Source organism: Bacillus sp. AY18-3 (assembly GCF_008042305.1).
GTDB lineage: Bacteria > Bacillota > Bacilli > Bacillales > Bacillaceae_G > Bacillus_A > Bacillus_A wiedmannii.
The window spans coordinates 1-12,566 of the sequence record NZ_QKQR01000048.1; the positions used below are offsets into that span (position 1 = coordinate 1).

The 12,566-nt window shown below is 32.0% G+C and carries 15 protein-coding genes; 13 read left to right on the plus strand and 2 right to left on the minus strand.

Annotated elements, in window-relative coordinates; genetic code table 11:
* Positions 1 to 113: 113 nt before the first annotated feature.
* Complete coding sequence (locus DM800_RS28110) at positions 114 to 494, minus strand: hypothetical protein (RefSeq protein ID WP_147788115.1); 381 nt, start codon at positions 492 to 494, stop codon at positions 114 to 116.
* Complete coding sequence (locus DM800_RS28115) at positions 487 to 1,353, minus strand: ParA family protein (RefSeq protein ID WP_147788116.1); 867 nt, start codon at positions 1,351 to 1,353, stop codon at positions 487 to 489. Before DM800_RS28115 ends, DM800_RS28110 begins: the two co-directional genes overlap by 8 nt.
* 896 nt (positions 1,354 to 2,249) lie before the next feature.
* Here DM800_RS28115 and repS point away from each other — a divergent pair.
* The 13 genes from repS to DM800_RS28180 all read left to right on the plus strand — a co-directional run bounded on the left by repS (position 2,250) and on the right by DM800_RS28180 (position 12,392).
* Complete coding sequence (gene repS / locus DM800_RS28125; RefSeq protein ID WP_147788117.1) at positions 2,250 to 3,806, plus strand: replication initiation protein RepS; 1,557 nt, start codon at positions 2,250 to 2,252, stop codon at positions 3,804 to 3,806.
* 202 nt (positions 3,807 to 4,008) lie between these two features.
* Positions 4,009 to 4,761 (plus strand): hypothetical protein, encoded by a 753-nt coding sequence (locus DM800_RS28130; RefSeq protein ID WP_147788118.1) that lies wholly within the window; start codon positions 4,009 to 4,011, stop codon positions 4,759 to 4,761.
* Positions 4,762 to 5,120: 359 nt separating this feature from the next.
* Positions 5,121 to 6,344 carry an AimR family lysis-lysogeny pheromone receptor gene (locus tag DM800_RS28135; RefSeq protein ID WP_147788119.1) on the plus strand — a complete coding sequence of 408 codons (1,224 nt, stop codon included), beginning with the start codon at positions 5,121 to 5,123 and terminating at the stop codon, positions 6,342 to 6,344.
* Positions 6,341 to 6,496 carry a hypothetical protein gene (locus DM800_RS29430; RefSeq protein ID WP_179955715.1) on the plus strand — a complete coding sequence of 52 codons (156 nt, stop codon included), beginning with the start codon at positions 6,341 to 6,343 and terminating at the stop codon, positions 6,494 to 6,496. The genes DM800_RS28135 and DM800_RS29430 overlap by 4 nt, the downstream gene beginning before the upstream one ends.
* An 887-nt stretch (positions 6,497 to 7,383) precedes the next feature.
* Positions 7,384 to 7,683, plus strand: a complete 300-nt coding sequence (locus DM800_RS28140) for a hypothetical protein (protein WP_147788120.1) — start codon at positions 7,384 to 7,386, stop codon at positions 7,681 to 7,683.
* A gap of 619 nt (positions 7,684 to 8,302) precedes the next feature.
* Positions 8,303 to 8,836, plus strand: a complete 534-nt coding sequence (locus DM800_RS28145; RefSeq protein WP_147788121.1) for a hypothetical protein — start codon at positions 8,303 to 8,305, stop codon at positions 8,834 to 8,836.
* Entirely contained in the window at positions 8,833 to 9,036 is a 204-nt protein-coding gene (locus DM800_RS29790) for a hypothetical protein (protein WP_001004259.1), read from the plus strand. The genes DM800_RS28145 and DM800_RS29790 overlap by 4 nt, the downstream gene beginning before the upstream one ends.
* 99 nt (positions 9,037 to 9,135) lie before the next feature.
* Positions 9,136 to 9,621, plus strand: coding sequence for a DUF5512 family protein (locus DM800_RS28155; protein ID WP_147788122.1), 486 nt, complete (start codon positions 9,136 to 9,138; stop codon positions 9,619 to 9,621).
* Between the two features lie 377 nt (positions 9,622 to 9,998).
* Entirely contained in the window at positions 9,999 to 10,241 is a 243-nt protein-coding gene (locus tag DM800_RS28160) for a hypothetical protein (protein ID WP_147788123.1), read from the plus strand.
* A gap of 158 nt (positions 10,242 to 10,399) precedes the next feature.
* Positions 10,400 to 10,810: a hypothetical protein gene (locus DM800_RS28165; protein WP_147788124.1), complete on the plus strand. Its 411-nt coding sequence runs from the start codon at positions 10,400 to 10,402 to the stop codon at positions 10,808 to 10,810.
* A 247-nt stretch (positions 10,811 to 11,057) separates the two neighbouring features.
* Entirely contained in the window at positions 11,058 to 11,498 is a 441-nt protein-coding gene (locus DM800_RS28170) for a hypothetical protein (protein WP_147788125.1), read from the plus strand.
* Positions 11,491 to 11,715 (plus strand): hypothetical protein, encoded by a 225-nt coding sequence (locus DM800_RS28175; RefSeq protein ID WP_147788126.1) that lies wholly within the window; start codon positions 11,491 to 11,493, stop codon positions 11,713 to 11,715. Before DM800_RS28170 ends, DM800_RS28175 begins: the two co-directional genes overlap by 8 nt.
* A 14-nt stretch (positions 11,716 to 11,729) precedes the next feature.
* On the plus strand, positions 11,730 to 12,392 hold the full coding sequence (locus DM800_RS28180; protein WP_147788127.1) for a hypothetical protein: 663 nt from the start codon (positions 11,730 to 11,732) through the stop codon (positions 12,390 to 12,392).
* The last annotated feature ends 174 nt before the right edge of the window (positions 12,393 to 12,566 follow it).

Genomic DNA, 12,566 nt, shown 5'->3' on the forward strand with positions numbered 1-12,566 from the left:
CGTATCTCGGCTGTACCCCATATAGAGGGTTTATATGACTCTATATGTTTTATGTGGGTATAACATGTGTAAATGTGTAAAAGACCACATGTACACATTTACACATGTTATTTTTATTTCTTTTGTTGTTTCTTAGCTTCTTTAAGAGCGGCTTTACGTTTAATATTTTCAAGTTGAGCATGGAATAATCTTAGTTGTTCAGGTGACAATTTTTGCATATATAAGTAATGCATTTCAGCTAGTAGTTCATAAGTATATTGGTATTCTGAAATCTCAAGTAAAGCGTCAAATTCGTGTTTAGTTTCTAAAGGCATTCGAATAGTACCACGCTTATCACCATTAACTAGTGTTGCTTTTGCAGGTAAGTTAGGATCATAAGGGGTAGAGGGAGTGACATCAGCTTTATAGCCAACATCCATTTTCCCTCCGGCATTTTTAGAACCAGGGTTTTCCCCGCCTTCTTTTTTGTTGAAAAAACCTATATCTTTACTCATTGCTTAAATCCTCCACTTTATTAATTCGCTCTAAGAATTCATCTGTAAATGGTTCGAAAACTTCATTAAATAACTTTTTATCCCAATATTGATCCTTATTTAAACCGATACGTGGAATACTTTGAATTCTTTTAGCGTAAGGTATTAAATTTCTAAATAAATTATTTTCTCCAAAAATGTTCTTCGCATCTTGTAGAACTGTACCATCTATTTTACCAGCACTATGTAATTGATTTGGTAATATGCCAATTACATCAAGTGGGGCATTAAATTCTTCTACTAATTTTCTTAGGAATCGATTGATATAATCATTAGCACCATCTAAACTATCACTTTGTGTTTGGAATGCTACGAGTACATAGTCACTTGCCATTGCAGAGCTTTTTGTATAATAAGATGCTGTAGGTGGACTGTCAATGATGACAAAGTCATAATTTTGTTTTAAAGGTTCTAATAGGTGTCTAAAGTAATTAATCTTTTTAGTTTCTACTTGATAATAGTTAGGATCAGAAGAATCAGTATGACCGAATCTTGATGTTAGTAATGTCTCAAAGTTTTCAAAGTCACTATGGGAAGGTAGTAAATCTAAATTCTCCAATATATTTAACTGCATGTCTTCTAAACTACCATCTTGTACAGCTCTCATTAATGTTTTGTCGAAAGCAAAGTATTCATCATTAATTCTTTTTCTTGTTAAAATCATCGTTTTTGTTGTATTTGCTTGCGGGTCCATATCGACTGTTAGTACTCTATATCCTTTTAAAGCTAGATGATAAGATAAGTGTCTTACAATAGTAGATTTACCAACGCCACCTTTACTGTTTGCTACAGTAATAGTTAACGGTCTTTTTAATTTCATATGTATCCCTCCAAAAAACTTTTCTCATATTTACACATTTACACATTTACACGAGTTCACATGTGTAAAAACTTCTTAACCCAATTATAATACCCTGTCGGAAAAATATCAACATTAATTTACACATTTACACATTTACACATTTACACAAGTTCACAAATAAAAGAAAAACCTTGATATAATAGGATTTTCATAGTGTTACGGGGTTGTACATTTACACATTTACACTTGTGTACATTTACACAAGTGTAAAAATAAGTTTAGTATTTTTCGTTTATATAATAGAATGAAAGTGAATAAGAGATATTTACACATTTACACATTTACACTTGTGGAAATGTGTAAATGAAAGGAGTTTTGTTAAAATTCTTTGTTTACAAACAAAAAAACTTGTTGTAACGTTATAGACAACAAGTTTTCTCAACGCAATTCGATTTAGTTTGATAATATACATAAAAAATTCGTAAGAATTTGTAGGATATATATAAGACACATAAACATAAAAAACAAATAAAAAAAGAACGGCTGTCTAAGAGACTTGGAAATCTCATGGACAGAGGAAGTAGATCTGCTGGAAACATTTCTACTTCTTGGTGAATACAATTTGCTGGAAACATCTTGTATTCCATTTACGTCACTGCACTACCAGTGAGTAAACTTCCCAAACCGTTCTAGTTAACTATGCTATTGAGATATGAAATATCTCCTATTAGTATAGTTAATTAGTGGAGATTTGTAAAGATAGAAACCCTTATTTAAGTGCATTTATAAGCATATTTAATTATGGTTTTTTCTACCTTTGTATACAATTCGGGAAGTCTATTTATTTAGGTGAGCAGTGATATAACTGCTCACCTTTTTTTGTTGTCTTAAATCTAGTAGAAAGGAGATTCAACATGAATACAGTACAGAAAGCTATTAATCTTATACTTCATAAAGGTTTACGAAAATATAAATCTAAAAACTCAAAAGCTGCTCTAGTATCTATTACAAAACAAGAGAAATTAGAAGACAAAATGCTAAATGGTAAGAAGAATAAAAAAGGATCTATTTTTATCACTCGTAAAAAAGCTGATTTAAGCGCACCTTTTGGTACAAGAGGAGTAGTATTATCATCTGAGGAAGCTACACTGGATCATGTTGGACAAGCTTCTCACTGGACTCCTAATGTATATAATTTTGGTACATATAGTGAAAATGGTCTTCGTACAATCGTTGGGCATACGGAAAAGAACTTACAGCAGATTAATTGCTTCGTAATTGATATTGATTCAAAGTCATTCCCAATGACGGCGATTAATGATGTTGCGTTAAATGCTGGTTTTGGTGTGCCGACTATGATTCTTCAAACTACAAAGGGTTACCAGGTATATTATGTGCTAGATAAAGCTGTATATGTAACAAATAAAAAGAACTATATCGCTATTAAATCAGCAAAAAGAATCTCTCAAAACTTGAGAGAAATGTTTGCTGAAAGCTTACCACAAGTAGATTTAACATGTAATCACTTTGGATTCTTCAGAATGCCTTCAGAGGAGAATATCATAATGTTCTTTGAGGAAAATGTATATTCTTTCAAGGAGCTGCAGGACTGGAGTAAGAGACAAGATGATAACAAAGGCAAAGAATTTTTCGCAATTCCAGGTGAAAATAATGTAATTGAAACTCCATTTTCAAAAAACAAACCTGTAGAGCAACCGAAACAGGTAGAGGAAGCTTGGTTTAAGCAAGTTATAAATTGTACGAACATAGCGCCACAACAAACAAAAGCAGGACGAAACAATGCAATCTTCACTCTGTCACTAGCATGTTTCCAAAGTGAAGTATCAATTAAAGAAACACTAGATATGATGGATCAGTTTAATAGCAACCTGGAACAACCTTTAGATCATGTTGAGGTTAGAGGAATTGTCATGTCTGCATATTCAGGAAAATACCAGGCTGCTCACAAAGATTACATTGATCGTCTACTTCAAACATATGCGACACCTGGACAAGTTAATTCGTTTAGATCACCAGCTGCATTTTGGAGAAAACATAAAAAGCAACGTGAAGATCGAGTACGTTCTCATTGGCATGAATGGGAAGCGGATATTATTGCTTTCCTGTCAATGAATTCTAAAAACAAACCTGTGCTATACTTTACACAAAAAGAACTATGTGAAGCGATTAATATTCCTAGAAGTACTCTAAACACTGTCCTGAAAAAGAGTAATAAAATATATAAAACTGTTGAAGGAAAAGGGAAAACTGCCAAAACAGGTTTTTCAACAATTGGCATGTTAATTTCATTTGCATTGCGTGAAAAAGGAGAAAAAAGGGAGAGTTATTTAAGCTATTTAAACGAGCTGTTTCCCCAAATGGGTAATATCTTACTACAAGCAAAAAACAATAGCGCTATGACAGAAGAAATGGTGTCATATAGCCTAATTGAAGGGCTACCAGCTGGTTAATTTTTAATTGTCCACTGTGCCAATACATAATTATATCTACGATACATCTTTCCGACAGATAGCTATAGCGTTATACGTTTACTACTTACTGACTTACTTTTTGCTAGGGGGCTATTTTACGTTATTTAGGGTTCTGTACTCTTTATGGTATGTGAAATTATATAGACTGTTTTAGAAATCTATTTTATTGGTGGTGTGCTATATGGGTAAAAATTATTCTGTAGATCGTGATAAAAAGGGACGTTATAGACACTCTTATGTATTCATGAGGGGGACTAATGTAGAGATTAAGTTACTTGGTCATGAAAGTTTGTTAAAAGGAAAAGTTACAACAATTGAGGAATATTATTGTGTTTTAGATGTAGAGGGGGATGGTGATCCTTATCAGGTAACTGTTAACTTTGCAGAAGTAAAATATATAAGGCATGAAGAGTTTGTGTCAGTTGAGGAAAGATCACCTAATTATACTCCTGATGATAAGAAAACCTCGTTTGTGTTTGCGATAGGAGAAAAGATAGCTTGTGTATTTAAAGATGGTAAGCGTATTAAAGGACTAGTTATATCTGAGGGAGCTTATTATTTGTATATCAGAACAGATAAGGGCAATTTCTGTACGATTATGAAGAGTGCTTTATCATATATTGCACATGGTAAACATACTCCACTATTAGAGACGAATGATTTTTATACAGAGGAAATGAAAGCAGCTGCTTATGAAAAACCAACGGAATATGTCTTTTCTGTAGGGGATCAAATTACAGTATTTTTTGCTAATGGTAAGAGCGTGACCGGTGTAGTTCTTGATGAAAGTAAGTATTGGGTATTATTACAGTCTGAGAAGGTTCAAATTACTGTTTTAAAAGGCAGTTATTCTTATTTCAAGCATCAAATCTATGAAAATAAACCGTTCTTGTACCAGGATAATAAGCGGTTAAAAAAGGAATTGAAGAATTAGGATTTCAATGCTTTTTTTTGAAATGTATCATTTTATGAGTATAAGAATATTATCCGACTTTTAAAGTAATATAAAATTAGTAAATTAGGTAGGTAGTACACGCTGTGACCTTCATATTTGGGGGTCACCTATCTATCGATTAACATATATATGCATAATTGCATAATAAAACAATGGGAAAAATAGTATAATGTGGTGATGTATTTTATATATTTTTTTGATAATCTAATAGTTATATAGCGATATACAGACATATAGAATTTACGCTATTGGTATTTTGGGGGAATTTTTAACGTTACATGTCGTATTAATCGATGATAGGAACGAAAAGGCTCTGTTCCAGAAGGGGCGCAATAGTTATGGATTATAAAGCAAAAAAAGAAGATGAAGAATCAAAAAAATTATTTAACAGCTTTTTATGTACTCTTATTAACGATATAGATTTTCAAAAGAGAAATCAGGAAGACATTGCTAAAGAGATTGGCATTACTCCTGGAACATTTTCGAAGAATTTATCAGGAAAAAATCAATTTGGATTTTGGAAATTAATTAAGTTATTGGACATATTATACGAGAATGACATAAACAAGAAGCGTAAGATGTTATGTGCTTTTTGTTCTGTTACTACAAGTAAAAAGAATCTAAGAATCGCAATGGAGTATGCAAATGCTAAAGGTGATCTACTGTTATTGAAATTCATTGTAGACCAGGAAAAGAACTCTTCCCTTGCGATGAATAGAGAATGGGCTTATGTATATGAATTAGTATGGCAGCGCAGCAGCGGTGTCATTGCAAAACAAGAACTGCTGGATAAACTTGAAGATCGTAAAGGTAGTAAAGTTATTAAAACAAAGGAAATGAAGATTTTGTATGGTATATTAACTTGCTATACTATGTGTGATTTAGAAACTTACACCTCATTATTTGAATATGCTGACGTTTTGCTACCGAAAGTTGATGATATATCCGATAGTTTTATCAAAACAGCTTATTTAGGCAGAATTAAAGAGTGTTTGTCATTTGCTTACTTAGTCCAGGACAAGCTTGATAATCTTAGAAGTACATGTCATGAAATTTTAGAACTAGAAGATCCTGAGAGTTGTTTTAATCTTTTAAGGGCATCAGCACTCGTATATTTAGCGGAGTCGTTTACTTTTGAGTGCTACGATAGTGCATCTAAGTATATAAAAGAGTCCCTGGTACAACTAGAGCCATATTACTTTGAGAGAGAGAAGCAAAGGCGACAAGAAATTCTTAATACATATGCATTTATTAAGCTAGTTAATAAAAAAGAATTGGATAAAATCAAAATATATCATTCTGCTGAGGAATCTTTCTTAGAGATCATTAAGGGGAATTACAAAAGTGCAGTTACTATTCTTAATGATTTAGAAAAGAAAAACGGTTTTTTAACTCCAATGCAACATTGTTATTTGGGAATAGCGAAAAATGATATTACTTTAATCGAAAAGGCAATTGAGCTGTTTGAGTGCGCTGGTAATAGGTTCTATTGCAAGTTCCCTAAAAAAATGGTGGTAGAATTTAATAAAAATGGTATAATATATGAGGGTGGTGCTATATGAAGAAATTATTATTTGTATTAACAAGTATAGTTCTTGCGGCAGGAATTATTTATACTGCTGCTGGTAGTAAAGAGCAACCAAACGATATGGTGAAAAAAGATTCAGAACAACTATTAGTTAGAATGGGAGATCCCGGTGGCGGAATCGGGTAACCTTTAAATAATTTGAATGCGATTGTCCCAATAGGGGCAATCGCATTCGTTGTTTTTAGGGATATTTCCTAAATATCGAATTTGAAATACGTGAAATCTTTGTGAATAATTCACAAACTATTATTGTTACCTGAATCTTATTTAATAAACTATATTTGGATAAAACAATTTACTATCGTCAAAATGTGAATTTAGTGTTAAAATAAGAACAAGTGTTCTGAAATTACGTTTAATTTTTTTGTATTTTTAAAATTACAAAAAAAAAATCCAAGTTATCTGATGTATTGATAACATAGGATTTTCCGAAGATTTATGATATGTAATTTGGTTAGATGTTACAATTTTTAAGAAAAAATGGATTGACGACATTGTCCAATAGTTGTAATCTTGTTTGTGATAGATTGTTTGTAAGAACATCTAACAAGCGAACTACTAACAATTACATAGTACATGGGCAGGAAGCAATAAGAGTTGGCGCTCCTATTACTTTCGACCTTCTTAAAACAATAAAGGTGTTTTAGAAAGGCTGCCCACTTTGATGAAGCATAACTAGATGCAACATCAATAATATTATACTGTTTCGTGTGTTTATACAAGGGTATACTTGCGCGATTTTACTGGCAAATATTATTGATTTTGTTCGGTTATTCTTTGATAAGTGGTTCTTCGGATATGAAGAAAAAGGCGTAAACTAAAACACATTAGTTTACGCCTTTTTTGTTTTTTTATCCGTAGACTGCATTGAAAATTTTATAATGCTCGCCTTGAAATTTGTTTTAAGAGTTATGTGATTCTTGGTTGAGTTGAAAAACTTGTTGTTAGATGAACAGCAGATCCTGAGAAAATCGGCTGTTAAATATAAAAATTAAAGATTGGAGAAGATGTTCATGCGTGCAAAAGAATTTAGCAAAAAAACACATAGTTTAAAAGTTGTACAAGAAATGGATACTGGTGCTTTAGTAAGAAAGGCACATTCAATTAGTACTTTTCAAGGACAAGAATATATCGTTTTAGATAATGGCAATCTGTATGATCCAATGCAAAAACGTGAAATTCCGTTAGCAAGAATATTTAGGTACATCAAATGTGTAAGAAACAGCTATGGCGTTATAATCGCAAAGAAATCTAATACTAGTGCCAAATTGATGGAAGTTAAATTTATCAAAAAATCAAAGCAAGTTAGCTAATAATACAATATTTGATCATTTAATTGTGCATGAAATTTAAATGCACCAGGGATCATTTGAAGTTTTGGAATCGTTAAGGGATGTCGTTATGAGGATTTAATCCTATCAAATAATTACTTTCTCTTAGTTTAAGGTGATCCCGATTGTCCTTTGAAAATTGTATATAGATGCTGGGGGAGTGCCACGACCACTGTTTGCCACTCCATTTCGTGAATAGGGAGAAGAAATACACGAATAAACCCTGAGGGTCATAAGTACCGCTTGTAAGAAAGCAACTAGTGGTGGTCTATCTTGTAGGGCATTAAGCACTACAAATCACTTAGAGGTCTGCTGTACATTAGATCATAGTTAGATCATAGCGCCATGACGGATTATTCCAGAGCGATTGACTGTACAATCATACCTTTAACGAGTGGGCGAAACGAGACTAATCGTCACTTTTGTTAAATGAAGAATCTCCTTCTTGCATTTGCAAATGTATAAATATAGACCTTTAATTTTTAATCATTTTATGATTGAAAATGGTTTTATGTAGAATTAAGCTGATCAAATATTAAATTGTATGAGAAGGTAGCTTGTGAAAAAATTGAACAAGCTGCGTATAAAGGGAGTAAGTAACATGGGAAAGGAACACCGTGAAAGGTATGTAAAAAAAATTGCAGGTGTTATAACAGCAAAAAGGAAATATCCTACGGGATATTTAGTTGTAGGAGAGTATGATTTAAGTTTAGAGTTTCAGAAAGAAATGGTAGATATGTTAGATCGCAACGAAGTAGTCAGCTGCCATTTAGATTTTAATAAATATGATAGTGAAACTGATTGTATTGTAGCCTTGAAGAGAGCTAAGAAGCAATTAGGTGAAAGCAGAGAGTCAGGAAAGATGCTGGTTTTAGTTATTACAGCATTTGATCGTCTTACTAAAAAATATATGGATGCTGTAAAACAGTTAATTGGCTGTAAGGATATTGGTATTAATTTATTGATTAGCGCAAATATCCCGTTGGTTCATATAGTTGGATTAACTGAATACATGATTACTTTCGATTCAGCAGCTAAAGTCTTATCTGAGTTCTATCGCTATAATACACAACAAGTCATTTGTTCACTATATAATGAAACTTTAGCTCGAAAAAGTAGTAGAGCTTGGGGGTGAATGAACTGAATTTTAACGCAAAAGCAAAGAAAATCCTGCGGAGTAAAAGTATTAGTGTAGGATTATTTGATTTAGATGAACGTTATAGTTTAGGTAAAAAGATAAATGTTTTTTGTAATAGTATGAATGCAATTTATACATTTACAGTAATTAATATAACTTTGGTTAGAAAAACACATTGGGTTGTACACTTGAAATAAGAATTACTGTGATATAGCGCTATGAAAAATAATAAGCTCTCACATGTTCATATAATGATATAATAATATATAACTATCAATTGAAATGGGGAGAATTACATGTTTAAGAATAAGAGCATGAAGCTATTTCCAGTCTTACTTGCTTTTGTCATCATGATTTTTACTGGATGTAGTAGTGATAATTCATTGGAATTTAAAAAAGGTGAAAACTACAAACGAACAGATCGCTCTTTATTTGTAGAAGTACAAGAAGATAATGAATGGAAGATGCACAAAGGTAATGATAGAGCTGATAAATATGCTGTTTATAAGTTAGAAAAAACAGAGTATAAAGCTGGCGCATACGCTGTATTTACAATTTCATTAAAAGAGAAGTTTGGTAGTGATCCTTTACTTCTTTCTAATGGCGATGAAAAATTAATAGTTTCACCGACTGAAAATGGATTTTCTACTAAGAGAGTGGGCATGAATTCAGGTGATGATTGGGAAAATTTTCAAAAGAATTTCAAAGCAGCTGATGATAAAGAAGCTTTCTTGAAAGAATTATCTGAAGATAAAGCGAAAAAATATGAAAAAGTAAACTGAAATTAATGCTAGAGAGCAGAATCATTTTAATGGTTCTGCTCTTTTTTATTGTCATAATCAAGTAGGGGATTGGGAGGTAAGGGGATATGCTTGGCCGAGATCAACTGATATTTCCAGCTATGATAACATTTATGGTTTTAATGATTTTGTTATTTGATGCATCGCTATCATTCATCATGATTCTTACAGGAAAGACAATGTAGTAATGGAAAACGTCAAAGCAGCTATAAAAGATGCTTGTCTGTGGTTGTTGGTTTTGATTTTAATAACTTTAACCTGGCTAGGAATTGAAAAAATGGTTATTACCATGATATTAGACTAAATATATTTTTTGTTTGTAAACTCTTTTTACATGATTTGAATTGGAGGTAAAGGTAATGAGTATTGTTGCGACATTTCATTTTGTAAGTGGTTTAAGAAGATCGACTATCGTCAATGCGGAAAGTGAAGAAAAAGCAAGTAGAATTATTAACACTAAATTTTTTCAGAGTGTAGGACACGCTATATTTGATGTAGAGAAGAAAGAAGGTAGTGATGAATTTGAAGGCATTAGTGATAAGGTAGAAAAGTTTGAAGTGTATCAAGGACATGTAATGTTTATTGATTATGAAGTGCGATAATTTTATGTGAAAGAGCAGATCCCTGGCGGCTGCTCTTTTTTAGTAGGTGTATGTAAGAGTGGAGATAGTGGTTATATGTTCCCCTTTCTCCTTATATTTCGTGCTATCTCTACTCTTATGTATATCTAAAACATTTTAAACAAGGAGAGGTGCAGAACATGTTTAAAAAGAAAAAGATAGATCCTATTGAGTTTTTAGTATTTGGTAAGAAGGATTTTGATAAGTTACCTATTGAAGTTTGCTTGTATGCCTTAGAAAAAATCAAACAGCATCAAGATTTTGTCGCAGTTAAAATAGATATTGGCATTTTAGGAAGAAAAACAAACATAAATACAGCTGAAATAAAAATCGATGCGTTAAATAAAAAGGAATGGATAGTACGTTTTGGAGAATATGATGTGTTTCTATATGATAATTTTATTGCCAGTACACCTGTTAATTTTAAATGGATAAATGAAAAACAGTTTGAAGTAAAGTTTAGCCAAAAAATAAGTGATGCTTCAAATATTTATGTTAAATTTTACGGTGATATTGGGAACTTAACAAAAGAAGACTATTTTGCAGGTTAAAGTGGTGTTGTAAAAGAGTAGATCCTAAAAGGTCTGCTCTTTTTTTTAGACAGTTGTATATGAAAGATTGGGATGAAGAAAATGAAGAAAATGAAGAAAATTAGGAAATGTAAGAAGTGCCAGGGCAAAGGTTTCATATTCGGTAAAAATTACATAATAAAAGAAGGTTCATTCGGATATGAGCCACATGAATATGGTATTAAGCTCACATGCCCTACTTGTTTTGGGAAGGGTGTGAAATGAGTAGATGTTGTTTAATTCTATTGTAATAAATATATTAATATTTTTATTTTTTTTGTCGGTTTTTACATTCTTCGCAGAACTTGAACTCTCAGAAAAATGGAGAATAATTATGGCACTTGTAATGATATGGAGTTTGATTGGATTAATAGTGTGCGGGTATTTTCGAATAGTCGAAGTAAGTGAAGAAAACAAGCTAAAAACTGAAATGGCAGCAGAGCTAATTGAATACAACGAAAAGAAAAAAAACGAATTGTTAACAGAGAAGTTTAAATTGCCAATTACAGATATCCTAATAGAGCCAGTATCAGAAACAAAATACTATAAGGTAACAACTAATACAGGGATTTATAAGTTATCATTCGCATATGACACGAATGATAAAATAATAGGTTTTAAGGAATTCAAGCAAATTACATCCTTAAACAAGGAGGGGAATCATGAGTAAAGAAGTCACAATTAAAATTACGGAAACAGGTTGGAAATTGAAAGCGGAAGTAAACGGAAATGTTTATGAAGAAGAAGCGGTTATGAAAGAGCCTGGGGATGCCTTACATGTTAAAGGTGATTTAGAAGAAATCCTATGGATGAATGATAAATTACACGAAACCCTGGGAAGTCATTTTTGCTTCCGTGTAGCAAATGCTCTAATACAAAGTCAGTAAAAGGAGTGGATGTTTTGAATGCAGCAGGAAGGGAATACAAGATAGATAAGCTAAAAAGAGAAATCAATGATACATGGAAATCTTTATGGATGTTAAGTGCTTATACGCTTTTAATGTGGATTTTAGAACCAATGATGGAAGAAATAATGCAATTAGGTGGTGAAGAGAATAAATTATTAACCACTATTTCAAAAATGTTTTTTGATTATATTCTTGTTGCTGTTTTCTGGATAGGATACATTATAGGACTTATAGTTATTTTCAAGAAAAAGAGAGCAATTAAGAGATATAGAAAAGCAAAAGACGATCCTCCAAAAATTAACATGCAAAAAGATGATATAAATCAGAATCCTGTTTATGTAATTGATCATAGCAAGGATAAAAAAAATCGATATGAAAAAGGTGATAGAGATATGATGAAGCGAGTATTTAACCAAAAAAACAATGTTTCTACTAATTTGGGTAAACAAAACGCTAATAAAACGAGAAGTAAAGGAAGCCCAATACGTTCATACAATGGATCTACTCATTCTTCTAATAGTACGGAAAGTAATGACATTAATAACATTGTTTTAGGGATGGCATTAGGAAGTTCAATTTATTCATCAGGGGATGATAATAATTGTTCCCAACCGGATTCTTCATCGATTGGTGATAGCACCTCAAGTTGTGATTAACTGCTCATGGTGAGGGTTAATAAAATATGTGAATGTAGAAAAGAGCAGATCCTTAATTGGCTGCTCTTTTTTATTGGTAAAGATTAGCTATAAACAAAGCATATTAGGTGTTAATCAGTATGTTTTGTTTGTAATTAATCTCAAAAAGGGAAAGACAATTTAAGAAATTAGGGA

Bases quoted from the DNA above. Each gene is read 5' to 3' on its own strand.
- DM800_RS29430 (WP_179955715.1), top strand. From the start codon at position 6,341: ATGAAGAAATTATTATTTGTATTAACAAGTATAGTTCTTGCGGCAGGA.
- repS (WP_147788117.1), top strand. From the start codon at position 2,250: ATGAATACAGTACAGAAAGCTATTAATCTTATACTTCATAAAGGTTTA.
- DM800_RS28140 (WP_147788120.1), top strand. From the start codon at position 7,384: ATGCGTGCAAAAGAATTTAGCAAAAAAACACATAGTTTAAAAGTTGTA.
- DM800_RS28155 (WP_147788122.1), top strand. From the start codon at position 9,136: ATGTTTAAGAATAAGAGCATGAAGCTATTTCCAGTCTTACTTGCTTTT.
- DM800_RS28175 (WP_147788126.1), top strand. From the start codon at position 11,491: ATGAGTAAAGAAGTCACAATTAAAATTACGGAAACAGGTTGGAAATTG.
- DM800_RS28170 (WP_147788125.1), top strand. From the start codon at position 11,058: ATGTTGTTTAATTCTATTGTAATAAATATATTAATATTTTTATTTTTT.
- DM800_RS28165 (WP_147788124.1), top strand. From the start codon at position 10,400: ATGTTTAAAAAGAAAAAGATAGATCCTATTGAGTTTTTAGTATTTGGT.
- DM800_RS28135 (WP_147788119.1), top strand. From the start codon at position 5,121: ATGGATTATAAAGCAAAAAAAGAAGATGAAGAATCAAAAAAATTATTT.
- DM800_RS28110 (WP_147788115.1), bottom strand. From the start codon at position 494: ATGAGTAAAGATATAGGTTTTTTCAACAAAAAAGAAGGCGGGGAAAAC.
- DM800_RS28160 (WP_147788123.1), top strand. From the start codon at position 9,999: ATGAGTATTGTTGCGACATTTCATTTTGTAAGTGGTTTAAGAAGATCG.
- DM800_RS28145 (WP_147788121.1), top strand. From the start codon at position 8,303: ATGGGAAAGGAACACCGTGAAAGGTATGTAAAAAAAATTGCAGGTGTT.
- DM800_RS28115 (WP_147788116.1), bottom strand. From the start codon at position 1,353: ATGAAATTAAAAAGACCGTTAACTATTACTGTAGCAAACAGTAAAGGT.
- DM800_RS28130 (WP_147788118.1), top strand. From the start codon at position 4,009: ATGGGTAAAAATTATTCTGTAGATCGTGATAAAAAGGGACGTTATAGA.